The following is a 22,824-nucleotide window of genomic DNA, read 5'->3' as shown; positions in this document are numbered from 1 at the left end:
GTACTCCTCTCGGCCGTGACGGGCGCGTCACGCGTCACTCCACCGTGCCCCAAGGTGCGGCGGTACGCGAGACGGCCCGTCACCCGCCGTCAGCGCACCACGCTCAGTGACAGCGCGAAGCGCCCCTCCCGGTCGGTCCACCAGTGGGCCAACTCCAGGCCCGCGGTGGAGAGTTCGGTCCGCACGCCCTCCTTGCGGAACTTCGCCGAGATCTCCGTGCGGAGTTCCTCGCCCGCCGCGAAGTCGACGGCGAGATCGAGCGCGGGGATCTTCACGGTCTGGTCCGTGCGGGAGCGCAGTCGCATCTCGATCCACTCGTTGGCGCTGTCCCAGAGGGCTACGTGGTCGAAGGCGCCGGCGTCGAAGTCGGCGCCGAGTTCGCGGTCGACCACGGTCAGGACGTTCTTGTTGAACGCGGCCGTCACCCCGGCCGCGTCGTCGTACGCCCTGACCAGGACCTGCTCGTCCTTGACCAGGTCAGTGCCGAGCAGCAGCGCGTCGCCGGGGGAGAGCAGGGCGCGGAGGCCGGCGAAGAACGTGGCGCGTTCCGCAGGGAGCAGGTTGCCGATGGTGCCGCCGAGGAACGCCAGGAGGCGCGGGCCCGGTGTCTCCGGGAGGGCCAGGGCGCCGGTGAAGTCGGCGATCAGGGCGTGCACGTTCAGGCCCGGGCGCTCCTCGATGAGGGCGTGCCCGGCCTGGGTGAGCGCGCTCTCGCTGACGTCGACCGGGACGTACACGGCCAGGTCGGTGAGCGCGTCGAGCAGGTGGCGCGTCTTGTCCGAGGAGCCGGAGCCCAGTTCGACGAGGGTGCGGGCGCCGGTCGCGGCGGCGATCTCGCCTGCCCGGTCGACGAGGATCTCGCGCTCGGCGCGGGTGGGGTAGTACTCGGGCAACTCGGTGATCTGCTCGAAGAGTTCGCTGCCGTGGGCGTCGTAGAACCACTTCGGCGGGAGTGTCTTCGGGGTGCGGGTGAGGCCCTCCAGGACGTCGGCGCGCAGGGCCGCGTCGGTGGCGTCCTCGGGCAGGGTGCGGGTGAGAAGGAACGGGCTCACGTGCGGGGCTCCTTCGGTGGTGCGAGGTCTTTCAGGGGGGTGAGGAGGACCTCGGTGCGGGTCGCGGTGAGCAGAGTGCGGTCGGGGGCCTCCTGCCAGTGCGGGTCGTCGTCGTAGGGCTCGGAGGCCACGACCGTGCGGCGGCCGGGCTCCGAGAGGTACCAGAGGGTGTCGCCCCAGGCGGTCGCGGCGATCGTCTCGCCGTTGGTGAGAAGGAGGTTGAGGCGGGAGCCGGGGGCCGCATGGGCGACCTCCGTCACCGTGTCGGCCAGTGCCTGGCCCTCCTCGTCGCCCGCCCGGAGCCGGTTGAGGACCAGCGCCCAGACGAACGCCGAGTCGCAGCGGGCCTCCAGGGACAACAGGTCCACCGGTGGCAGGCGTTGGGCCAGGGCCGCGAGCGTGCGGGGCCAGCCGGTGACCGCGCCGTTGTGGCTGAACAGCCAGGGGCCCGTGGCGAACGGCGCCGCCGCGGCCTCCCCGTCCGCACCCGCGAACGTCGCGTCCCGTACGGCGGCCAGCAGCGCGCCCGAGCGGACCACGCGTGCCAGATCGGCGAAGGACTGGTCGCCCCAGATGGGCACGGCCCGCCGGTAGCGGCCCGGCACCGGGTCGCCCTCGGCGTACCAACCCACCCCGAAACCATCGGCGTTGACCGTCCCGTGCTTCTGCCGCCGGGGCTCCCAGGACTGGCGGTACAGGCTGTGCTCAGGGTCCACGAGGAGCCGGCCGAGCGGCTCCTCGGGTCCCAGGTACGCCAGATGACGACACATCAGACGGCCCCCGAGCGGGCCGTGCGGAACCCGGAGAAGATCTGCCGCCGGATCGGATAGTCCCAGTTGCGGAACGTGCCCCGGCAGGCCACCTCGTCCACCGCGAACGAACCGCCCCGCAGCACCTTGTACTCCGGGCCGAAGAACACCTCCGAGTACTCCTTGTACGGGAACGCCTTGAACCCCGGGTAGGGGAGGAAGTCGCTGGACGTCCACTCCCACACGTCACCTATCAACTGGCGTACGCCGAGCGGCGATTCACCCGCCGGATAGCTGCCGGCGGGTGCCGGGCGCAGGTGGCGCTGGCCGAGGTTGGCGTGCTCCGGGGCCGGGTCGGCGTCGCCCCACGGGTAGCGCATGGAGCGGTCGTTGGTCGGGTCGTGGCGGGCCGCTTTCTCCCACTCGGCCTCCGTGGGCAGCCGGCGTCCGGCCCAGCGGGCATAGGCGTCGGCCTCGTACCAGCAGACGTGCACGACCGGCTCGTCGAGCGGTACGACCTCCGTGACGCCGAACCGGCGGCGCAGCCACTGGCCCGCCTCCCGGCGCCAGAACCCCGGTGCCGTAAGGGAGTTGCGGCGGACGTGGGCCCAGCCCTCCTTCGTCCACCAGCGCGGATCGTCGTAGCCGCCGTCCTCGATGAACGCCAGATACGCGCCGTTCGTCACCGGGGTCGTGTCGATGTAGAAGGGGGCCACCTCGCGCCGGTGCGCGGGCTTCTCGTTGTCCAGGGCCCACGGTTCGGTGGAGGTGCCCATCGTGAACGGGCCGCCGGGGACGAGGACTTCGGGCGGACCGGTGTACAGCGGGACCGGCTCCGGGTCCGGAGCGGTCAACGCCTGCGGGCCCGTGCGGAGCTGATGGGTGATCAACATCGTTTCGTCGTGCTGCTGTTCGTGCTGGGCGACCATCCCGAAGGCGAAGCCCAGCTCGGTCAGCCGTGTCCCGCGGAAGGCGTGGCTCTCCAGTACGTCCGTCACCCGGCCGCGCACCTCGGCCGCGTACTGCCGGGCCTCCGCGGGCGGCAGCAGCGGCAGCGAGGGGCGTTCGGAACGCGGGTGCTCGAACGCGTCGTAGAGGCCGTCGATGTCGGGCCGCATCGCGTCCCGGCCGGCCACGGCCCGCAGCAGCCACAGCTCTTCCTGGTTGCCGATGTGTGCGAGGTCCCAGACCAGCGGGGACATCAACGGCGAGACCTGCGCGGTGAGTTCGGGCTCGTCCACGCAGCTCGTCAGGAGCGTGGTGCGGTCCCGGGCCGTGGTGAGGGTGGTCAACGCCCGTTCGCGGAGTGCCTCGATATCGATGTCATCAACGGTGGTGTCGGCGTCGGTCATGTGCGGATGTCCTTCCCGTGCGGGCGGCTGTCCGTGCCCCGCACGCGGTCGAGCAGATCGTCGGCGGGACAGCGGCCCCGGACGACATAGCGGTCGAAGTACGCGCGGACGGCGTCCGTGACCACGGCGGTGGCGCCGAGCCGGGGCAGGGCCTCCAGGGCCGCCGCGAAGCAGACGAGGGCGACCTCGTGCAGCTCCGGGTCGGACAGGCCGTAGCGGGCCGCGTCGATCCACAGCGGATTGTGCGGGGCGGGCAGCCCCTGGGCCCGCTCGGCCAGCGGCTTCACGGCCCGGTAGGCGGTCTCGGCGGCCTCGGGGTCGTCGAACAGCGCCGTCGTCACGGCCAGCGGCACGATCCAGCCGTCGTCTCCGGGCTGCGCGTCGATCATGCGCAGTTCGAGATGGCCACGCGGTCTGACCGGCGGGAACAGCGTCGTGACGTGGTAGTCGAGGTCCTCACGGGTCGGCGGCCTGGGCGCCCCCGACCTGATCCACTCCCGGAAGGTCAGCTCCTCCGGGACGTCCCACGGGCCGGTGTCCTGCCGGATGCACATCACCGGCGAGTCCAGGACGTGGTCGGTCCAGGCGTCGCGCGGTGCCGCGTCCAGTGTCGGTCCGCCCGCCCGGCCGGGGCCGATCTCCATCCAGATCAGCTGCCGGGTGGAGCGCCAGCCGGTGGGGCTGCGGCCGACCAGCGGGGAGTTCGCGAACGCGGCCACCAGGACCGCGCCCAGCTGGTGGGCGAGCCACCAGCGCCGCCCGAGGCCGAGCGGACCCGGCTCCTCGTAGCCGGCGTCCAGACATACCTGCACGGACGCCGAGGTGCACATCATGCGGCGGCCCGCGGTGCCGGTGCGGTCGAGGCAGCGCTCCATCGCGTCGTAGCGCGGCTCGTGCAGGAAGCGGCGCGGCGGGTGCCAGGGATCGTGGCCGATGCCGACCAGTCCCAGGCCGTCGCGGCGCAGCACCGCGCGGACGGTGTCGAGATCCTGGGAGACGGAACCGATGCACTCCATCAGGGAGGTGGCGGGCGACGAGCTGAGTTCCAGCTGGCCGCCGGGCTCGACGGTGAGCGCCGACCTCAGAGGCACGGTCTTCAACGCGGCGTAGGCCGCTTCGAGTCGTTCGGGTGTCACGGGGAGCTGCGGCAGGCGCAGCTCGTGGACGAGCCATTCCACTTCGACCCCGAGCGTGCGGGGCGGACCGGTCTTGAAGCAGATGCCCCTGACCAGGGCCTCCACCTCGGGTTCGGTGACCGCGGTACGGGGCTCCGTACAGTCGCTACAGTCACTTGCCGTATCGGACATGTCGGGATCCTCCTGAGATTCCACCATGCCACCGGCCCGGTCTCGGTTGGGCCCGGGTCGGCACACTCGTACCACCCAAGACCCTCGCGTCGCGTCGCACAAGGGTGCGTATCGGCACGTTCGGGATCGGTAATCTCCGGTTCGCCGGGCGTTCGCGGAGCCCGGAAACTCCGTTGCACCGCACGACCAGCATCGCGCACGATGCCTGTATGAGCACGACGGGGGAGAACACGGGGGAGATCGCGGGGCGCGCGCTCATGGCGTACACGGGGGTTATGCCATGAGCGCGCGCCTGCGCGGCATCGCGCAGCAGACCGAGCAGATCGTCGCGGCCGGCACCTACCGCGCGACGGACGGACGCGAGGTGTCCATCGCCGCGGAGACCGAGGCGGCCCGCGCGGGCACGCGCCTCTTCGGACCGGAACCGGTGCAGATACCACCGTTCCCGCCCGTGGAGACGTTCATCGAGGTCACGGGCGAGAGCAGCCTGGAGGCCGCCCGCCGGCTCACCGGCCCGGTCGCCGTGCTGAACTTCGCCTCGGCCCGCAACCCCGGCGGCGGCTTCCTCAACGGCGCACAGGCCCAGGAGGAGGCCCTGTGCCGCGCCTCCGCGCTGTACACGTGCCTGCTTCAGGCCCGCGGCTTCTACGACCACCACCGCGCCCACCGCGAACCGTTCTACACGGACCGGGTCATCCACTCACCGGCCGTCCCCGTCTTCCGCGACGACAAGGGCCGCCTGCTGGACGAGCCGTACACCGCCGGATTCCTGACCGCCGCCGCACCGAATGCGGGGGTCGTGCTGCGCACGGCACCGGAGCGCGCGGCCGAGCTGCCGGGCGCCGTCGCCGTACGGGCGGAGCGGGTGCTGGAGACGGCCGTGGCGCACGGCTACCGGCGGCTGGTCCTGGGTGCCTGGGGCTGCGGAGTGTTCCAGAACGACCCGGCCCAGGTCGCGGGCGCCTTCCGCACGCTGCTCGGGCCGGACGGACGGTTCGCCGCGGCCTTCGAGCACGTGGTGTTCGGAGTCCTGGACCGCACGCCGGGCGCCACGGTCCGGGACGCCTTCCTACGAGCGTTTCCGGAGCGCCAGCTCCAGAGCTAGCCGCTCAGGTCCGGCAGTACCGGCCGCTCAGGTCCAGCCGTAGCGCTCGTGCAGCCGGTGCCGGACGAGGTTGAAGCGCATCTGGTCGATCGCGCACGCCTCCCTGCGCATGCCCTCCTCGTGCAGGCGCAGGACGCGGTCCACGTCGACCCACGAGTCGCGCCCCGACTTGTCCCACGGGCCGCTGCCGATCGCCACCCACTCGCGGTCGCCGTCGTGCCGCTTGCTGGACAACTGGACGGCGAGCAGGGTCCCGCCGGGCTCACGGGCCACGACGAGCACCGGGCGGTCCTTGCCCCGGCCGTCGTTCTCCTCGAACGGCACCCAGGTCCAGACGATCTCACCGGGGTCCGGGTCGCCGTCGTGCGCGGGGGAGTACTCGGTACGCACCTTGCCGACCTCACGGGGGTCGGCCTCGGTGGTGGCGGAGGGGCCGAAGCGGCCCGGAACGTTCTCATCGGTATACGCGGTCACGGAGGCACCTTAGAACGTGCCCCCGTGACCGCGGACGCCGGGCGCCCGTCAGACGATCACTTCTCGTCCGTCTCCACCGGCACCTTCTGCGACGGCGGTTGCACAGCTCCGTTGAGGGCCGAAGTCCCGCTGGGGGTCTGCCCGTTCTCGTTCATCGAGGCCAGCAGCTGGCGGGCCAGACCGAGTCCCGCACCGCCCATGGTGAGCGCCTTGGCGAGCATCTCCGCCATGCCGTCGGCCCCGTTGAGGACCACCATGTTGTCGACGCTGCCGAACGCGGACGCGCCGGCCTTCACGATCTCCGGCCAGTTCTCGGCGAGTTGCTGCGCGACCACGGCCTCCTGGTTCTCGGCGAGAGCCGCGGCCCGCGCCTTGATGGCCTCCGCCTCCGCGAGCCCCTTGGCCTTGGTGGCCTCGGCCGCCGCGAGCCCCTTCGCCCGCACGGCGGCGGCCTCGGCCTCACCGGTCGCCCTGACCCGGGTCGCCTCGGCGGCGGCAGCCAACTCGGTCTCCCTGGCCCTGGCCTGCGCTCCCGAGATCAGGGCGTCGCGCTCACCCTCGGCGAGGGTGCGCTTCTCGTAGGCCTGGGCGTCCGCCGGCTTGCGGACGTCCACCTGGAGTTGCTGTTCCCGGCGCTGCGCCTCGAGTTCGGCGACCCGGGTCTCCTGGACCACGACCTCCTGCCGGGCCGCCGCGTCCGCGAGCGGACCGGCCTGCTGCGCCTCCGCCGCCGCCTTGTCCCGCTCGGCCTGATAGCCGGCCTGGAGGATCTCGCTGTCCCGGGTGGCCTCCGCCATCCGCGCGAACGAGGCCTGTTCCGCCTCGGTGGCGCGCCGGTTCGCCTCCGCCTGCGCGATCCGCGCGTCCCGCTGCACGGCCGCCGCGTGCGGCATCGCCAGGTTCTTGATGTACCCCGTCGGGTCCTCGATCTCGTGGATCTGCAGCGAGTCCACGATCAGGCCCAGCTTCTCCATCTCGGAGCCGCAGGCGGCCCGGGTCTGTCCCGTGAGCTTGTCCCGGTCGCGGATCATGTCCTCGACGGTCAACCCGCCCACGATGGACCGGACATGACCGGCGAAGACGTTGTGCACCCGCTCCGCCATCAACTTCTGCTGGTCGAGAAAACGCCGGCCCGCGTTGGCGATCGACACGAAGTCGTCGCCGACCTTGAAGATGACCACGCCCCGCACCCTGAGCGGAATCCCCTGGGTGGTCACGCAGTCCACATGCAGTTCTGTCTCGTTGAGGTCGAGGGAGAGCTTGCGCACCGCCTGCACGCCGGGCAGCACCAGCGTGCCGCGTCCCGTGACGATACGGAATCCCATGCCCGGCTCAAGGCCTTCGGTACGGTGTTTGGAGCCCGAGATGATGAGTGCCTCGTTCGGTTCCGCGACCCGCCACATCGACTTGAACAGACCGACCAGTACGAGAACGGCGGCAACCGCCAGCCCCACTACGACGCCGACAACCATCGGCATTCGCCCCCTTGTGATGGTGCCCTTACAGCACCGAACGAAGGGAGTGTGCTCCTGCGCGACACAGGGGTACAGACGCTGACGGATCCTTGTTGCAGTCTTGACGCGAAGAGCCTTGAAACGGCTCTCACCTGCGGGGGAGCATGCTCAACTGTCGTACGCCTCTGTTACGTAGATGGTGCGTGGAGGTAGGTATTCCACCACCATCACCACGGTGCCCCGCTCGATCCGGCCCGTGCCGGTGGCGGCGTACGCGAGGAAGTGTTCGGCGCCCCCGCGCACCCGGACGATCACCTCGCCGACGAGCCCGGGCCCGACCGTCCCGGTGACCCGCCCCATCAGCCCGACCATCGGCACATCGTCCATGGTCACAGAGTACGGGCCCGACTCGGCTATGCCGCTGGAGAATCCGTGACGGCGGGCTCGGGCCACCGCTCGTGCCAGCGCAGGTCCGCCTCCAACTGCGCGGCGAGCGACAGCAGGAGCGGCTCGCTGTTCGCCGGGCCCAACAGCTGGGCGCCGACCGGGAGTCCGCCCGCCACGAAGCCCGCCGGGACGTTGACGCCGGGCCAGCCGAGGATGTTCCACGGCCACGCGTAGGGGCACGCGGCGATCATCGCGCGGTCGGTGGCCAGGCCGCTCAGATCGAGCATCGCGCCAACGAGGGGCGGGGGAGCGGCAGTTGTCGGCGCGAGGACCAGGTCGTACCTCCCGAAGAACGCGCCGAACCGGTCGTGCAGGACCGCCTCCGCGCGCCGGGCCGCCCGCAGCGGGGCCCCGCCGAGCCGTCGGCCCAGACGGGCGGCGTCCAGCGTGCGGCGGTCGAGGAGTTCGGGGTGCGGAGCCTCGCGGACCCGCTCGGCGAGACCGACGGTGGCGCGCGGAATGAAGGTCAACCCGATCTGACCGTACGGCGGATCGTCTTCTACGACCGTGTGCCCCAACTGGTCCAGTTTCTCGGCGAGTTCGAGGACCCTGGCCCGCACCTCCGGTTGGAGCCTGGCGGGCAGCGCGGTGAACGGCGGCTTCAGGGAGAGCGCGATGCGAAGGCGCCCGGGATCGCGGCCCACCGCGTCCGCGAGGGTGAGCGCGGGCGGGCGGTGCGGGTCCTGTGCGTGGTTGCCGCTGGCCGCGTCCAGAAGGAGGGCCGCGTCCGCGACCGTACGGGCGAGGACGCCGTTGACCGTGATGCCCTGGAAGGACTCGCCGCGCGGCCAGGTCGAGATACGGCCGCGCTGTGGCTTGACGCCGATGAGGTGGGTCCAGGAGGCGGGGATACGGACGGACCCGGCGCCGTCCGAGCCGAGCGCGGCCGGTACCAGACCCGCGGCGACGGCCGCCGCCGAGCCGCCCGACGAACCCCCGGGCGTATGACGGGAGTTCCACGGATTACGGGTCTCCCCGAACGCCGGCCCCTCGGTGAACGGCCACTGCCCGAACTCGCAGGTGTTGGTCTTCCCGACGATGACGGCCCCGGCCGCGCGCAGCCGCCGTACCGCCTCGCCGTCCTCCGCCACCGGCGGGAACTCGCCCCGGCAGCCGAACGAGGTCGGCTCGCCCGCCACATCCGTGTCGTCCTTGACGGCGACCGGCACTCCGAGCAGCGGCTTGCGGACTCCGGCTGCCAGTTCCTTGTCCGCCGCGTCGGCCTCGGCGAGCGCCGCCTTCGTCCGTACGACCCGAAAGGCGTTCAGGGAGGCCTGAGTCGACTCGATCCGCGCGAGGGCCTGCTTGACCAGTGCCCGTGCCGTCACCTCCCCGTCGGCCAGCGCGCGGGCGGACTCGGCCAGGCCTGGGGAACGGTCGGGCGTCATGGCGGCACCTCCGGAAGCGCGTTGTCTACCGAACGGTAACGTCCGGGTGCCCGGTGTGGTGCGGATGCGGCAACTTCCGCCGGGGCGTGGGTGGTTCGGCCTGCGCCACAGACGTCCCACAGAGATCGTCCAGCATTGTGCAAACCATTGACGTGCTCCTGCCCCACCCCTACCTTCTGACCGAATTCACGAACTGCGTTCGACATGACGAACGTCCGAGTCTCCGGGAGAGCCGCCCGTGACCACACGTCCCCCCACGCCGTCCCGCCGCGCCCTGCTGCGCGCGATGGCCGTGCTGCCCGCCTCGGCACTCGTCCTGGGCGAGGCCCCCGGACTGCTCGGCACGGCCCTGGCCGCCGCCCCGTCGAGCGGCTACGCCACCCGGTACACCATCGTCCCGTTCCTCAACAGCGACGACGGCACCGTCAACGTCTACCAGTCGGACGACGCCACCGACTTCCGGCTCGTCCAGGCCTCCGCGTACACCCCGCCCAGCAACCGCATCCGCGACGCCAGCGTGTTCAAGCACACCGACGGCTACTACTACCTGACGTACACCACCCACACCTGGGAGGACGTCAGCACCACCATCGGCTTCGCGCGCAGCGCCGACCGGGTCAACTGGACGTTCCTGTACGACTACACGGTCCCGATCACGAACCTGTCCCGCGCGTGGGCGCCCGAGTGGTTCGTCGACAGCGACGGCAGCGTGAACGTCATCGTGTCCTGCTCGACCACCGACGACGAGTGGATCTTCACGCCGTACCGGCTGAAGGCGACCAACTCCGCGCTGACGGCCTGGAGTTCACCGGTCGCACTGTCCGGTATCGGCTCCAACCACATCGACACCTACATCGTGCGGATCGGCTCGACCTACCACGCCTTCACCAAGAACGAGACGGCGAAGTACATCGAGTACGGCACCGCCACCAGCCTCACCGGCCCCTACACGATCTCCAAGACCGGCGACTGGGCCGGCTGGGGCAGCTACCGCGAGGGCCCCTCGGTCGTCCAGCTCGACAACGGCGGCTGGCGGATCTTCTTCGACGGCTACGGCGACGGCAACTACTACTACAGCGACAGCTACGACACCTTCGCCACCTGGTCCGCGCCGACCGCGCTGACCACCCTCTCCGGTACGGCACGCCACTTCACGGTCATCAAGGAGACGGTGTCCGGCGGCCCGAGCCTCGCGACCGGCGTCACCCGCTCCTTCCAGTCCGCCAACTACACGACCCGCTACTGGCAGGAGGTGTCCTCGCTGCTCAACCTGCCGGTGGTGACCAGCTCCAGCACCACCGCCCTGAAGCAGGCGTCCACGTTCACCGTCGTCGCCGGCCTGGCCGACGCGACCGGCTTCTCCTTCCGGGACTCCGCCGGCAACTACCTGCGCCACTACGACTTCCGGGGCCGCTTCGACGCGAACGACGGCACGGCGACCTTCGCCGGGGACGCCACGTTCTACGCCCGGACCGGCACCACCACAGGTGCGATCCGCTTCGAGTCGTACAACTACCCCGGCTACTACCTCCGCCACTACAACTACCAACTCCGGGTGGACCCGACGGACGGCACGGACCTCTTCCGGACGGACAGTTCGTTCGTGCCCGTGACGGCCTGGGCCTGAGAAGGGACTGCGGTTCGCGGAAACGGGGCAGGATGCCTGAGAAATTGAACGGCCATGGCCTGGAGGCGCTGGGCGCATGAGTGGTACGCCAGGAACCCGCATCCGCGAACTGATCGTCACTCCGATCGCCTTCCGTGACCCGCCCCTCCTCAACGCGAACGGCGTCCATGAACCGCTCGCTCTGCGGTGCGTCCTCCAACTCGTGCTGGAGGACGGCACGGTGGGCCTCGGCGAGTCCACGGGCGGTGCCGTCAGGCTGGAGCGACTTGAGGCTGCGGCGAAGATTGTCGCGGGGAGGGACGTCTTCGACACGACGGCCCTCGTCACCGCGATCGACGACGCCCTGCTGCCGACCGTCTCGAGCGCCCACGAACGCGGCTGGACCACCTCGGCGGTCGAGGTGGCCTGCCTCGACGCACAGGGCAGACTGCTCGGACGGCCGGTCAGCGACCTGCTCGGCGGGAAGGTCCGCGACGCCGTGCCCTTCGCCGCGTACCTCTTCTACAAATGGGCCGAACACCCCGCCCTCGACGGCCGCCCCGCGGTGGGCGACGACTGGGGCGAGGCGCTGGACCCCGCCGGGATCGTCGCCCAGGCCCGGCTGATGCAACAGCGGTACGGCTTCCGCTCGTTCAAGCTCAAGGGCGGCGTCTTCCCGCCCGACGAGGAGATCGCCGCGATCAGAGCACTGGCCGTGGCCTTCCCGGGGCAGCCGCTGCGCCTGGACCCCAACACGGCCTGGACGGTGGAGACATCGACGTACGTGGCCCGTCAACTGGACGGAGTGCTCGAGTACTTGGAGGACCCGACCGCCGGCATTCCCGGCATGGCGCAGGTCGCCAAGGAGTCGCCGCTACCGCTGGCCACCAACATGTGCGTGATCGCCTGGGAACATCTGAAGCCCGCGATCGAGCAGCGCGCCGTCCAGGTCCTCCTCACCGACCACCACTACTGGGGCGGGCTGCGCCGGACCCGTGAACTGGGCGCCGTCTGCGAGGTGTTCGGGCTCGGCCTGTCCATGCACTCCAACTCGCACCTGGGCATCAGCCTCGCCGCCATGACCCATGTCGCGGCGACCATCCCCAACCTCGACCACTCCTGCGACACCCACTACCCGTGGAACTCGGCCGACGACATCGTCGTCCCCGGAGTGCTGGAACTGCGCGACGGCGCGGTCGAGGTCCCCACCGGTCCCGGCCTCGGCGTGGAACTCGACCACGACGCCCTCGACCGGCTGCACCGGCTGTACCTGGACTCGGGTGTACGGGGACGCGACGACACCGCGTACATGCGGAAGGTCCGGCCCGACTACGAGCCGGGACTCCCCAGGTGGTGAACTCGCTGTCCCTAGACGCTGGTTGAGGCAGCGCGGCGTCGGGTCTCCGTGAGGTGGATGTCGACCCACCGGGCCATGATCACACCGCTCTGCGGGTCGTCGGCCGGCATGCCGAAGCGCCGGAACAGGCTGATCCCGTCCAGTGCGACGCCCTCGCGGGCAAGGACGAAGACCAGGGTGAGGAACGCGGAGCGGGCGTTGCCGTCGTCGAAGGGATGGAAGAAGCACACGTCGAGAAAGGCGCGGGCGGCACGTGCGGTCAGCGGGAGATGGTGGGCCGGGTCCGGCGCGCTCTCGGCCAGGCAGGCGTCGAGGCGTTCGCGGGTGTCCGGGCCGATGCCGTAGCGCTCCCTGCCCTGCTTGGCGAAGGCCGGCAGGGTCCGGAACGACGGTGGGCGCGGTGTGTTCAGCACATGCTGCTGCCAGCCGCGCAGCAGGTCGAAGTCGAGCGGGGCGCCGCGCGCCGCGTCGGCCCGCACCAGGTCCAGGGCGGTGAGCAGACCCTCCCCGCGAGCGGTGTCCAAGGGGATGTCGAAGGCGCGTATGTATTCCGCCGCGCCGTCGCGCGCCGGGATCACCGGCCCGTCCCCACCGCCGTCCGGCGCCTCCTCCCACGGCACGGTGTCGCGCACCGCGAGCCAGCTCCGCAGATGGTCCGGTACGGGTCCGGGGGCGGGCGGCCGTACGGCGTCGTCGGGGTGCAGTGACCGGGCGAGGCGCTCCGCGACGTCGTCGACCAGCACCCGGTCGGGGCCGGTCCAGCTCTGGAACCGTCCGCCGATCGCCTCGTCGACCAGCTCCAGCGCGACCTCGGGGTCGACGCGCCAGCGGCTGAGGTACCAGCCGAGCACCTGACGGCAGTGCCCGTACCAGCCGCTGCCCGAACCGGTGCGGTCGAGTGCCTGGAAGATCAGGTTCCGGGCGCCGCACTCCCACAGAATCCGCTGGTCGGCCACGGCGGCCAGGTCCAGCGGGTACGCCTCGAACCGGTCGGCGAGCCGCTCCAGCCACTCGCGCCACTCGCACAGCCCGGCGACCACCCGGTCGAGGGTCTCCTCCGGCGCGTGGTGCGAGTGCACGGCACAGCACCAGCTGCCGACCGGTCCGCCGTCGAAGTCCCCCTCGTCGTGCGCCCAGCGCCAGCCCACGGCCCAGCCGCCGAAGCGCTCGGCGAGGGCGTACGACATGGCGTCCGCCCAGGGCCTCGCCACGTCCCAACTCCAGCGGGACAGCACGGGATCGCCGTAGGGGACATCGGGGCGGGCCGGTACCCGCAGGGCCGGTCCGAGCGAGCGCACCACCTGCGCCGCCGACCCGCTGTCGAAGGGAAAACGCGCGGGATCCACCTCGTCCCAGCTCAGCACACCAGGGATCAGTTCCGTCGACACGGCGCAAGCCTGCACATCCGACCGGCGTGCGTTCAACCGAATTACGGCAGGGCGGCGCCCGTCAACGCGGCGGTGTCGACGGCTCGTTCGGGAACATGGCTTGCTGCTTTCGGTCGGCGGTCGCGCGCAGCGTGGGTTCGTTGCGCAGCCGTACGAAGGTGATGAGGAGCGCGACCGCCTGGACGGCGGCGCAACACAGGACGGCCGTGCCCAGGTGCGCCGGCGGGGTGACCGCGACGAGGATGCCGGCGAGCGGGAAGGGCAGCAGGAGAAGCAGCATGGTCAGCGAGAGCGTGGTGCCGAAGGCCGTGGCCGGGATGACCAGCGAGCGCAGGGTGCGCAGCACGACCGTGAGGCCGCCGTCGCCCGCCATGAACAGCGCGATGAGGACCGTGTAGGCGGCGTAGGACGGGGCGTTGGGGAGGGCCAGGCAGGCCGCGGACGCGAACGTCGCGCACACGACGCCCACGCCCCACAGGTCGACGCGGGTCAGGGCGAGCCGGCAGAGCGTGACCGCCAGCAGGGTCGCGGCGGCGGCGCCGGACCACAGGGTGCCGACGTCCGCGGAGGAGCGGCCGAAGTTCTCGACGACGATGATCGGGCTGGCCGACTGGAGCAGGCCGAGGGCGAGATTGGAACAGGCCAGGCCCGCCACCAGCCAGCGCAGGGCGGGCAGTCGGTGCAGCATGCGCAGCCCGGTGCGCAGACCGCCGGGTGTGGGCTCGCCGTCGGGGCGTGCGGAACGCAGCGGGGTGGGCGGGGTCTGGAGTCCGAGTACGGCCGCCAGCAGGGACAGGGCGGTCAGGCATCCCAGCATCCAACCCGGTCCCACCAGCAGCAGGAAGCCCGCGAGCAGCGGGCCGACGAGCATGGCGGTCTGGTCGATGCCGATGAGCACCGACTGCACTCCGTGGGGGCGGTGTTGGGCGCGCCGGGTGACGATCGCCCCCACGGCCTCGTTCGCGACGAAGCTGAACTGGGTGAGGGTGCCGGTCACCGCGGCCAGCACCAGCACGGTCACCGTCTCCGCGGTGCCGCGCGGCAGCATGGCCAGCGCGACGGCCGCCGCCGCCAGCACCACGGACCGCAGCAGTGAGGCGAGGAAACACACGATCGCCGCCCCGCGCCGGTCGACCACCTTGCCGGCGAGTACGAACGCGGCGATCCGCGGCGTCCACTCCAGGGCGAACGCCAGACCCGTCAGCGTCGAGGACCGGGTGATGGCCAGGACCAGCAGCGGCATGGCGTACGTCGACATCGAGAACGCCAGGGCGTCACTGGTGCGAGGCGCGTAGATCCGTCGGAAGAGACTGCCGGACGGAACGGCTGCATGGCGACCGGCCGGCGGCCGGTCCTCGTGCAGGGTGATGGCCACGGAATGAGGGGCTTTCGGTGAGACGTATCGCGGAGGTGGATACAGGTGGTGCCGGCCCGGGACGAAAGGAATTCGGCGGAGGCGAGGGAGAGGGGAAAACGCCTGCGGGCAAAGACAGTTGAGGCGTGAAATATAGCGCAGTCGTGCCATGCGGCATATCCAGCACGCACATCTCCTCAGGGTCTGCGCAAGGGATTCGCGGCATTTCCGATGCCGAAATCGGAAGTGTCCGCAGATTCGTGATGCCGGGACCGGGAGGGGGAGTGGCCCCTCACATCTTCGTCGCCCCCGCCGCCAGGTCCCGCAGGAAGTGCCGGGCGCCGATGAGGAACACGACGATCAGTGGGATCACGCTCATGAGGGCGCCGGCCATCACCACCGCGTAGTCGGTGTTGTAGGCCACGTTGAGGTTGGCCAGCGCGACCTGGAGGGTGAGCCGATCGGGGTTGACCAGGACGACCAGCGGCCAGATGTAGTCGTTCCAGAGGTTGATGAACGTGAAGATTCCGAGGATGGCGAGCGCCGGCCGGAACAGCGGCAACGCCACCTGCCAGTACAGGCGGAAGAAACCGGCCCCGTCGATCCGTCCGGCGTCCAGGAGTTCGTCGGGGAGTGAGTTCTGGGCGTACTGCCGCATCCAGAAGATGCCGAACGCGTTGGCCGCGCCGGGTATGACAAGGGCCTTGAGGGAACCGGCCCAGCCGAACTCGGCCATCGTGACGAACTGCGGCACGAGCGACAGTTGGCCCGGAATCATATATGTCGCCAACAGGACGCCGAACAACAACTTCCGGGCCGGGAACTCGTACTTGGCGAAGGCGAACGCGGCAAGAGAGTCGAGGAACAGCACCAGCGCCGTACCCACCACCGAGACGACGACCGTGTTGAACAGCGAGCCGAAGAAATCGATCCGGTGGATCACCTGCCGCATGTTGTCCAGGAGATGGGTGCCCGGCACCAGCCGGGGCGGGAAGCGCAGGATCTCCTGGGTGGTGATCGAGGCCATCACCACGAGCCAGTAGAAGGGGAACAGCGAGACCAGCACACCGCACAGCAGCAGCACCCGCACACCGACACGGGAGAACCTGCTGCCGGAGCCGATGGCGAGCCCCGCACTGACGCCGGTCGTCCGGTCAGCGGCCATTGCGGGCTCCCTTGCGCCAGGAGATACGGGGACGGTCGTCGCGCTCGGAGCCGGACACCAGCCGCCAGTTGATGATCGCGAAGAGTGCGATGAGAGCGAACAGGGACCAGCCGATCGCCGCGCCGTAGCCGAACTGGTGGTCGTTGAAGGCCTTTTGCCAGAGATAGAGCACGATGGTGAGACCTTCCTGGCCCGGTCCGCCGGTGGTGCCGGGGTCGTCCGAGTAGAAGAGCACCTGCGACTCGGTGAAGATCTGCAGGCCGTTGATGGTGGACGTGATGACCGCGAAGAGGATCACCGGCCGCAACTGCGGTACCAGGACCCGGAACAGGGTCTGCCTGCTGCTCGCCCCGTCGACCCGCGCCGCCTCGAACAGCTCGGTGGGCACGGCCTGCAGGCCCGCGAGGAAGATCAGCGCGTTGTAGCCGACCCACCGCCAGATGATCATGAGCGAGATCGCCGACTTGATCCCGAGCGAGGACGTCAGCCAGCCGACACCGTCCGCCCCGACCGCCTTCAACAGGGAGTTGGCCAGGCCCGCTTGGGCGAAGACCGACCCGAAGACGATGGTCATGGCGACCATCGAGGTCACGTTCGGGATGAAGTACGCGACCCGGTAGGCGGTGGCGTGGCGCACCTGCGCGTTCAGCAGGAACGCGATGACCAACGCCAGGAACAGCATCGGCACCGTCGACATGAACCAGATCTCGAAGGTGTTGAGGATCGAGTGCCAGAACACCGAGTCGCGCAGCAGCCAGCGGTACTGCTGGAGCCCGACGAAGCGCATGTCACCGATGCCGTCCCAGTCCTGGAAGGACAGATACAGCGAGAACCCCACCGGGAACGCGCCGAACACCGCGAAGAGCACGTAGTACGGCGAGACGGCGAGATATGGCGGCACGTGCCGCCGCCAACGCCCGCGCGGCGCACCGGTGTTGACGCGGTGGGTCGCCTCGGCCGCGGACGCCTGCGCCGCTCCCGCCACGGTCGCCAACTCAGCTCACCCCCTGCTGGGACAGCGCGGTCTCGCAGGCGTTCATGGCGTCCCGCCACGCCTTGTCCGGGTCCTTGCCGAGCGTCTCCACGTTTGTCAGCTCCTGGAAGACAGGGGTGTTGGCGATGCTCTCGTAGGGGCTGAAGAAGATGACCGGGGCCTTCTCCGCGGCCGGCCCGAAGACGTCGACGGGTGTCTGACCGCCGAAGAAGGGGTCGGGCCTGCGCATCGCCGGCTTGCTGTAGGCGGCCGGGGTGGTGGGGAACAGAGCCATCTCCTGATAGCTCTTCAGCTGGTTCTCCGGACCGAGCATCCACTTCAGATAGGCGAAGGCGCCTTCGGGGTCACGGCAGTAGCGGGTGATGGTCACGTACGAGCCGCCGTAGTTCGTCGGGCCGTCGGGCAGCGCGGTCAACCGCCAGGCCCCGGAGGTCTTCGGGGCCACGTCCTTGAGGCCGCCGACGGCCCACACCGCCGTGATCATCGAGGCGACCCGGCCCCGGCTCATGGCCGCGTTGTAGTCGGGCGTGCTGTCCAGCACCCGGGCGCTGAGCCCCTGTTGGTAAGTCTCCACCGCCAAGTCCCAGGCGCGTCTTACGTGTTGCTGGTCGCCGATGAAGCGGTTGTCGGCGTCCACGAACTGCTTCGGGCTCTGGTACAGGGCCATCCGGAAGACGTAGCTGATCTGGGAGACCAGGAACGGCTTCTCGGGCGCCTTGGACTTGAGCGTCCGGCCGAGCGCGAGGTACTTGTCCCAGGTGGCGGTCGCCTCCGCGACATCCGCCGGTTCGGTGGGCAGGCCCGCCTTCTCGAAGAGGTCCCGGCGGTAGAAGAGCGCGGTCGGGCCGGCGTCCAGCGGGAAGCCGATCATCCGGCCGGTCGGGCTGATGCCGCTCTTCCACTTCCAGTCCAGGTACTGGTCCTCCAGGGCACCGGCGCCGAGCTTCTTCAGGTCCAGGAACTCCTCCTCGTCGGGGAAGAACACCGAGACGTCGGAGTTCGCGCAGGCCAGGTCGGGCACGTAGGCCCGGGCCGACATGCTGGTGCGCAGCTTCGACTTGTAGTCACCGGCGATCGGCGAGCCCTTCACCTTCAGGCCGGGGACGCCGGGCACACCGCGGGCGGAGACGGCGAGGAGCTTGTAGCTCAGGGCGCCGTTCCAGTACCAGATGCTCAGGTGGTCGGTACCGGCGGAGACGGAGCCGTGGTCGCTCCCGCACCCCGACAGTCCCCACAGGGCGGCACCCGCGCCGCCGAGGGAGGCCCCAAGCAGTCGTCTGCGGGAGATCGTTCGCGTTTCCATGGGGGCGCACTCGCTTTCCGGACATGCTGCGGCCGGGAGAGGAGGAGGGGGGAAGGCGCGGGGGTCGTGAACGTTCACGTGAACGTTGCCGTCGAGTATCGAGGCGGCCGAAAACCAGTGTCAAGACACGTGCACGGAAGTCGTGTTGGCGCTTTCTACGACTGCTTCTACGGCTGCGGAGAGCGGTGCCGGCGTCACGCCGAGGCCCGCACCACCAGTTCGGGAATCACCCAGGCGTCGGCACCGGTCAACGGCTCCTGGCCCGCGCTCAACCGGGCGACCTGCTCGACGGCCAGCCGGCCCAGGCGCCGCTTGTCGATGTGCAGGGTGCTCAGGGCGGGCTCCACCAACTCGCCCAGGGACAACCCGTCGAAGCCCAGGACGGCCAGATCGTCGGGCACCCGCAGACCACGGCGCGCGGCGGCCCGCATCGCGCCGACGGCGATCAGATCGTTGAAACCGAAGACGGCCGTCAACTCGGGCCGGGCGTCGAACAGTTGGGCCATGGCCGCCTCGCCGCCCGCCACGCTGTGCTCGGGACTGGGCACGACCCAACTCCGGTCGACTGCCAGCCCGTGCTGCCGTACGGCGGCCAGAAAGGCCTCGCGGCGGGGTCCCGGAGCGTCGGACCGGTCACCGTCGAGCATGCCGATCCTGCGGTGTCCCGCCCGCACCAGATGGGCCACGCCCTGCTCGACACCGGCGGCGGCGTCGATGCCGACGGCCCCGAACCGGGTCTGGTGCGGCCCGCGTTCGAGCACCACCGTGGGTACGCCGCCGAGGTGCCGGGCGAGTACGTCGTCCGGGTTCTTGAAGTAGCCGACGACCGCGTCCGCCTGATGGGAGAACTTGTCGAGCGCCTGCAACTCCCGGTTCTCGTCGGTGCGGGAGTCCCACACCACGACCTGCCAACCCCGTTCCTCGGCCGCCTCCAGCACACCGGCGGCGACCTCGGGGAAGAACGGGTTCATCAGATCCGGGATCACCAGCCCCGCCGTCACCGCGCCCTTGCGCACGAGCCCCCGCGCGAACCGGCTCGGCCGGTACTCCAAGAGGCGTGCCACCTCCAGGACACGCTCCTTGGTGGCGGGGTCGATCTCACCCTTGTCATTGACCGCCCGGGACACCGTCTGCCGGGACACTCCGGCGAGTTGCGCGACATCGTGGATCGTGGCCCGCCGCCGGGTCCCCTCGGGTCGCGGGGTCCGTTCGCCACGCGGGTCGTGCTCCTGGTTGTCCGCCCACACGCTGTGCACTGTAGCCGGGGTGGGCGGATGCCCGGCAGGGAACGGTACGCGGCCGGCGGTCACCGTCACCACGTCGGTGACCGCCGCTGCATGTCCCCTAGTAGTCGTGTCCGGCCTTCTTGACCTTCCGGGAGACGGTGAAGCGGTCGACCTCGGCGCCGGTCGCGGCCAGCGCCCGTACCGTGAGGGTCGTCGTACGGCCCGGTGCGGCGGGTGCGACGTCGACGCGGATGAACGAGTAGCCGGTGTAACGGACCCTGGACCAGTCGACGTTCTCGGTGACCTTGCCGTCCTTGCCCGTCCAGTACGTCGGCACCGAGTCGACCGCGTCCTCGTGGCCCTCGTAGCTGTCGGCGACCGGGAAGCTGTACACGCTCTCGCCGCCCGCGCCCGCCGTCACGTACACCACACCGCCACGGGCCGGCTCGTGGGTGCCGCCGATCGGCAGGGTCCGTACGGCCCTGTCCTGGACGACCGGGTCGGTGCGCTCGTAGACGTGGTTGTGGCCGTTGACGACGAGGTCCACCTGGTGCTTCTCGTACAGCGGCACCCACTGCTCGCGCACCCCGCCCTCGGAGGCGTGCGAGCTGGTGGTCGAGAAGGCGCAGTGGTGGTGGAAGACGACGATGAAGTCGACGTCCGTGCGGGACCGCAGCTCGCCGAGGCGCTTGTCGAGCCAGGCGGTCTGCTTGCCGCCGGTGTAGCCGATGTTGGCGGGGATCTCGTACGACACGTCGTTCGCGTCGACCGACACCACACCCACGTTGCCGTGGACGAAGGAGTAGACGCCGGGAGCTGACGTGGCGTCAAAACCGTTGCCGGGAAGGGTGAACCGGGCCTCGTTGCCGCCGTATCCGTTCGGGGAGTACCAGGACTCCATGTCGTGGTTGCCGAACGCCACCATCCACGGCACCCGGCTCGACAGCGGCTCGATCTGCGCCAGGAACGAATCCCACTGGCGGGCGTCGTAGTTGCTCGCGTCCCCGGGCAGCCCGTGGCCGGTCTCCTCGGCGTAGCAGATGTCGCCCGCGTGCAGATGGAACGCCGGATTCTGCGCCTGCACAAGGGAGTTGAGCCCGATCGACGTGTAACTCGGGTTCTGGTCACCGAAAGCGGTGAAGGTGAAGGGCCGCGTGCTGTGCGTCCGGGGAGCGGTGGTGAAGGAGTAGATGGTGTGCGCGGCGCCCGCGTCGGCGGGGTCGAAGCCCTCGTGGCCGACGCCGTAGTAGTACGTCGTGTCGGGGCTCAGATTGTCCAGCGCCGCGTGCACGTAGTACTGGTCGATGTCGGCGCTCTTGCCGATCCCGGCGGGCGTGAACAGGTCGCGCACCTCCGCCGGTATGCGGTGGCTCAGGTCGAGGGGACTTCTGCCGATCCGCAGGAACGGCTTGTTCACCGGCAGCGGTACCTGCCACGACACCCGCATCTGCGTCCGCGGATCGGCACCGTAGGCGAGGTGCCGGCCGAACGGCGCCACCAGCGAACCGTGCACGGAGGACGCGGCGGAACCCGTCACCAGCGTGGGCGTCGCCGCCGCCGCGACACCACCGGCGCCCGCGAGGGCGACCCCCGTGGCGGCGACCGCACCACCGCGCAGCAACCCGCGCCGGGAGAAGGCACGGCGGAGGTACTCGTGTTGCTCGGGCATGCTCAGGGTGTCGGCGAGCCGGTCGGGAAGGCCCATACGAGGAGTGTTCATGGGCGCGACGCTGGCAGCGCCGGTTGAACGACCGATTGCCGCCTGCCCATGGACTGGCCATATCCCGCCCATCGCCTGGCTTGTCTCCTACGCCTCGGATGTCCCCGGCGGCCGCGTGAAGTGGTGGGCAGCGGTGAGGACGAGCATCGCGAGCGCGGCCGGTATCGCGTACGCGACCCGGAACTCGCCGGTGGAACCGAGGAGTCCGCTCACCGCGCCGCCGGTGACGACACCCGTGTAGTTGAAGAGGTTCAGCCGGGCCAGGACCGTCTCCGAGGCGGCGGGCCGCAACCGCGCGGCGGAGGCCAGGCACAGCGGACCGAGCACCGACGCTCCCAGCCCCACCACCCCCGCCGCGAGCACGGCGAACGGCCAGTTCGGAGCCGCGGCCACGCCCGCCAGCGCGCCCGCGACCAACAGCGCGGCCGTGCGGACGACGGCGACGGTACCGACCCGCTGCACCAGCCGGTCCACGGCCGCCCGGCCGACGACCGTACCGGCCTGGTACGCCGCGTACGCCATCGGCGCCACCGTGAGCGACGCGCCGAGCGTCTGCCGCAGATACACCGCCGACCAGGCGGACACGGTCGAGTCCACGACGTAGACGACGAGAAGCACCAGCCCGAAGGGGAGCAGCCGCAGCCACAGCCGGCGCCCCAACGGCGGCTGCGCCGACGGTTCCACGGAAGCCGGCAGGTCGTGCGTGCGCAGGCAGACGGCGACGACCAACAGGATGCCCGCCTGCACGGCCAGCCCGTCGCCCACCGGCCGCCCCAGCCGGGCCGCCCCTGCGGTGAGCAGGGCCGCGTACACGCCACCCACGCTCCACGCGGTGTAGAAGGACCCGAAGACGCTACGGCCATAGGCGCGTTCGATCGCGGCGGCCCGGGTGTTGATCCCGACGTCGAGACCGCCGATCGCGAGGCCGAAGAGGACGTACGCGCAGACGGCGGTCTGCGGGCCGGGAGCCCAGCCGATCAGCGTGAGCGCGACGGCCGCCGTCAGCAGGGCGCCGCGCATCGTGGCGACGGGACCGGCGACACGGACCGCGGCCAGCCCCAGGAAGCTGCCGACCCCGGCCGTCAGCGCCACCGCGACCAGCGTGCCGGTCGTCACGAGAGGAGACAGCCGCAGGTGTTCGGTGACGGCGGGGACGGTCGTGTACACGGCGGCGACGGACACGCCCTGCGCGGCGAACGCGAGGGTCGCCACTCTTCTGGCGGCGGGGTGCCCGACCTGCGCCCGGCCCGGAGTACTGACTGACATGCACGGACCGTAGTCAGCGGTCGTGGGACGGATGGAGGACGCCGGGGGCCGTTGAGGGGACCTCGGCGGCCACCCTTCGCGACCGCTGCCGTCCGGATGCTTACGGTGGTGGCCCAC

Annotated in this window: 19 protein-coding genes; 3 read left to right on the top strand and 16 right to left on the bottom strand. The window is 70.6% G+C overall.

What is annotated here, in order from left to right:
* Positions 1-89: 89 nt before the first annotated feature.
* From egtD to egtA, 4 genes are read right to left on the bottom strand one after another with little or no spacing between them, the layout of a single operon-like run.
* On the bottom strand, positions 90-1,052 hold the full coding sequence (gene egtD / locus OO70_RS16335) for an L-histidine N(alpha)-methyltransferase (RefSeq protein WP_043670718.1): 963 nt from the start codon (positions 1,050-1,052) through the stop codon (positions 90-92).
* Positions 1,049-1,822 carry an ergothioneine biosynthesis protein EgtC gene (egtC, locus tag OO70_RS16330; protein ID WP_043670715.1) on the bottom strand — a complete coding sequence of 258 codons (774 nt, stop codon included), beginning with the start codon at positions 1,820-1,822 and terminating at the stop codon, positions 1,049-1,051. The genes egtD and egtC overlap by 4 nt, the downstream gene beginning before the upstream one ends.
* Positions 1,822-3,153, bottom strand: a complete 1,332-nt coding sequence (egtB, locus tag OO70_RS16325) for an ergothioneine biosynthesis protein EgtB (protein ID WP_051741288.1) — start codon at positions 3,151-3,153, stop codon at positions 1,822-1,824. Before egtB ends, egtC begins: the two co-directional genes overlap by 1 nt.
* Positions 3,150-4,460: an ergothioneine biosynthesis glutamate--cysteine ligase EgtA gene (gene egtA / locus OO70_RS16320; protein ID WP_043670712.1), complete on the bottom strand. Its 1,311-nt coding sequence runs from the start codon at positions 4,458-4,460 to the stop codon at positions 3,150-3,152. The genes egtB and egtA overlap by 4 nt, the downstream gene beginning before the upstream one ends.
* Positions 4,461-4,740: 280 nt before the next feature.
* Between egtA and OO70_RS16315 the strand changes: the two genes are divergently transcribed.
* Positions 4,741-5,565 carry a TIGR02452 family protein gene (locus tag OO70_RS16315; RefSeq protein WP_043670709.1) on the top strand — a complete coding sequence of 275 codons (825 nt, stop codon included), beginning with the start codon at positions 4,741-4,743 and terminating at the stop codon, positions 5,563-5,565.
* A 27-nt stretch (positions 5,566-5,592) separates the two neighbouring features.
* On the opposite strand, the gene OO70_RS16310 is transcribed toward OO70_RS16315, so the two are convergent.
* The 4 genes from OO70_RS16310 to OO70_RS16295 all read right to left on the bottom strand — a co-directional run bounded on the left by OO70_RS16310 (position 5,593) and on the right by OO70_RS16295 (position 9,328).
* Entirely contained in the window at positions 5,593-6,039 is a 447-nt protein-coding gene (locus OO70_RS16310) for a type II toxin-antitoxin system PemK/MazF family toxin (protein WP_043670706.1), read from the bottom strand.
* A gap of 56 nt (positions 6,040-6,095) precedes the next feature.
* Positions 6,096-7,517: a flotillin family protein gene (locus OO70_RS16305; RefSeq protein WP_043670703.1), complete on the bottom strand. Its 1,422-nt coding sequence runs from the start codon at positions 7,515-7,517 to the stop codon at positions 6,096-6,098.
* Between the two features lie 144 nt (positions 7,518-7,661).
* The gene (locus OO70_RS16300; RefSeq protein ID WP_234336851.1) at positions 7,662-7,880 is read right to left on the bottom strand and encodes a hypothetical protein; all 219 of its coding nucleotides are present in this window, start codon (positions 7,878-7,880) and stop codon (positions 7,662-7,664) included.
* Between the two features lie 26 nt (positions 7,881-7,906).
* Positions 7,907-9,328, bottom strand: coding sequence for an amidase (locus OO70_RS16295; RefSeq protein ID WP_043670697.1), 1,422 nt, complete (start codon positions 9,326-9,328; stop codon positions 7,907-7,909).
* Positions 9,329-9,566: 238 nt separating this feature from the next.
* Between OO70_RS16295 and OO70_RS16290 the strand changes: the two genes are divergently transcribed.
* Both OO70_RS16290 and OO70_RS16285 read left to right on the top strand, forming a co-directional pair.
* On the top strand, positions 9,567-10,955 hold the full coding sequence (locus OO70_RS16290; protein ID WP_043670693.1) for a glycoside hydrolase family 43 protein: 1,389 nt from the start codon (positions 9,567-9,569) through the stop codon (positions 10,953-10,955).
* Positions 10,956-11,031: 76 nt separating this feature from the next.
* The gene (locus OO70_RS16285) at positions 11,032-12,291 is read left to right on the top strand and encodes a glucarate dehydratase family protein (protein ID WP_043670690.1); all 1,260 of its coding nucleotides are present in this window, start codon (positions 11,032-11,034) and stop codon (positions 12,289-12,291) included.
* Between the two features lie 11 nt (positions 12,292-12,302).
* Here the strand turns inward: OO70_RS16285 and OO70_RS16280 are convergent, their stop codons facing one another.
* From OO70_RS16280 to OO70_RS16245, 8 genes are all read right to left on the bottom strand, one after another.
* On the bottom strand, positions 12,303-13,679 hold the full coding sequence (locus OO70_RS16280) for a Fic family protein (protein ID WP_043670687.1): 1,377 nt from the start codon (positions 13,677-13,679) through the stop codon (positions 12,303-12,305).
* A 61-nt stretch (positions 13,680-13,740) separates the two neighbouring features.
* Positions 13,741-15,054, bottom strand: coding sequence for an MFS transporter (locus OO70_RS16275; protein WP_043670685.1), 1,314 nt, complete (start codon positions 15,052-15,054; stop codon positions 13,741-13,743).
* A 271-nt stretch (positions 15,055-15,325) separates the two neighbouring features.
* Positions 15,326-16,198: a carbohydrate ABC transporter permease gene (locus OO70_RS16270; RefSeq protein ID WP_078651429.1), complete on the bottom strand. Its 873-nt coding sequence runs from the start codon at positions 16,196-16,198 to the stop codon at positions 15,326-15,328.
* A complete protein-coding gene (locus tag OO70_RS16265; protein ID WP_043670682.1) occupies positions 16,188-17,192 on the bottom strand; it encodes a carbohydrate ABC transporter permease in 1,005 nt (334 codons plus the stop codon). The genes OO70_RS16270 and OO70_RS16265 overlap by 11 nt, the downstream gene beginning before the upstream one ends.
* 1 nt (position 17,193) lies before the next feature.
* Complete coding sequence (locus tag OO70_RS16260) at positions 17,194-18,495, bottom strand: ABC transporter substrate-binding protein (RefSeq protein WP_043670679.1); 1,302 nt, start codon at positions 18,493-18,495, stop codon at positions 17,194-17,196.
* A gap of 194 nt (positions 18,496-18,689) precedes the next feature.
* Positions 18,690-19,742, bottom strand: coding sequence for a LacI family DNA-binding transcriptional regulator (locus OO70_RS16255; RefSeq protein ID WP_078651459.1), 1,053 nt, complete (start codon positions 19,740-19,742; stop codon positions 18,690-18,692).
* 97 nt (positions 19,743-19,839) lie between these two features.
* Positions 19,840-21,426, bottom strand: a complete 1,587-nt coding sequence (locus tag OO70_RS16250) for a purple acid phosphatase family protein (RefSeq protein ID WP_078651428.1) — start codon at positions 21,424-21,426, stop codon at positions 19,840-19,842.
* A 102-nt stretch (positions 21,427-21,528) separates the two neighbouring features.
* Positions 21,529-22,707: an MFS transporter gene (locus OO70_RS16245; RefSeq protein ID WP_078651427.1), complete on the bottom strand. Its 1,179-nt coding sequence runs from the start codon at positions 22,705-22,707 to the stop codon at positions 21,529-21,531.
* Positions 22,708-22,824: the final 117 nt, after the last annotated feature.

It is taken from the genome of Streptomyces xylophagus (assembly GCF_000716435.1).
In the GTDB taxonomy this organism is placed as follows: domain Bacteria; phylum Actinomycetota; class Actinomycetes; order Streptomycetales; family Streptomycetaceae; genus Streptomyces; species Streptomyces xylophagus.
Note: the sequence above shows the minus strand (reverse complement) of the source record. Positions and strands in the feature narration are given on the sequence as shown.

What these genes read in the sequence shown, in the direction of transcription:
- OO70_RS16270 (WP_078651429.1), bottom strand. Translation starts at nt 16,198, where the DNA reads ATGGCCGCTGACCGGACGACCGGCGTCAGTGCGGGGCTCGCCATCGGC.
- egtC (WP_043670715.1), bottom strand. Translation starts at nt 1,822, where the DNA reads ATGTGTCGTCATCTGGCGTACCTGGGACCCGAGGAGCCGCTCGGCCGG.
- OO70_RS16315 (WP_043670709.1), top strand. Translation starts at nt 4,741, where the DNA reads ATGAGCGCGCGCCTGCGCGGCATCGCGCAGCAGACCGAGCAGATCGTC.
- OO70_RS16285 (WP_043670690.1), top strand. Translation starts at nt 11,032, where the DNA reads ATGAGTGGTACGCCAGGAACCCGCATCCGCGAACTGATCGTCACTCCG.
- OO70_RS16300 (WP_234336851.1), bottom strand. Translation starts at nt 7,880, where the DNA reads ATGGACGATGTGCCGATGGTCGGGCTGATGGGGCGGGTCACCGGGACG.
- OO70_RS16295 (WP_043670697.1), bottom strand. Translation starts at nt 9,328, where the DNA reads ATGACGCCCGACCGTTCCCCAGGCCTGGCCGAGTCCGCCCGCGCGCTG.
- egtA (WP_043670712.1), bottom strand. Translation starts at nt 4,460, where the DNA reads ATGTCCGATACGGCAAGTGACTGTAGCGACTGTACGGAGCCCCGTACC.
- OO70_RS16245 (WP_078651427.1), bottom strand. Translation starts at nt 22,707, where the DNA reads ATGTCAGTCAGTACTCCGGGCCGGGCGCAGGTCGGGCACCCCGCCGCC.
- OO70_RS16305 (WP_043670703.1), bottom strand. Translation starts at nt 7,517, where the DNA reads ATGCCGATGGTTGTCGGCGTCGTAGTGGGGCTGGCGGTTGCCGCCGTT.
- OO70_RS16250 (WP_078651428.1), bottom strand. Translation starts at nt 21,426, where the DNA reads ATGGGCCTTCCCGACCGGCTCGCCGACACCCTGAGCATGCCCGAGCAA.
- OO70_RS16260 (WP_043670679.1), bottom strand. Translation starts at nt 18,495, where the DNA reads ATGGAAACGCGAACGATCTCCCGCAGACGACTGCTTGGGGCCTCCCTC.
- egtB (WP_051741288.1), bottom strand. Translation starts at nt 3,153, where the DNA reads ATGACCGACGCCGACACCACCGTTGATGACATCGATATCGAGGCACTC.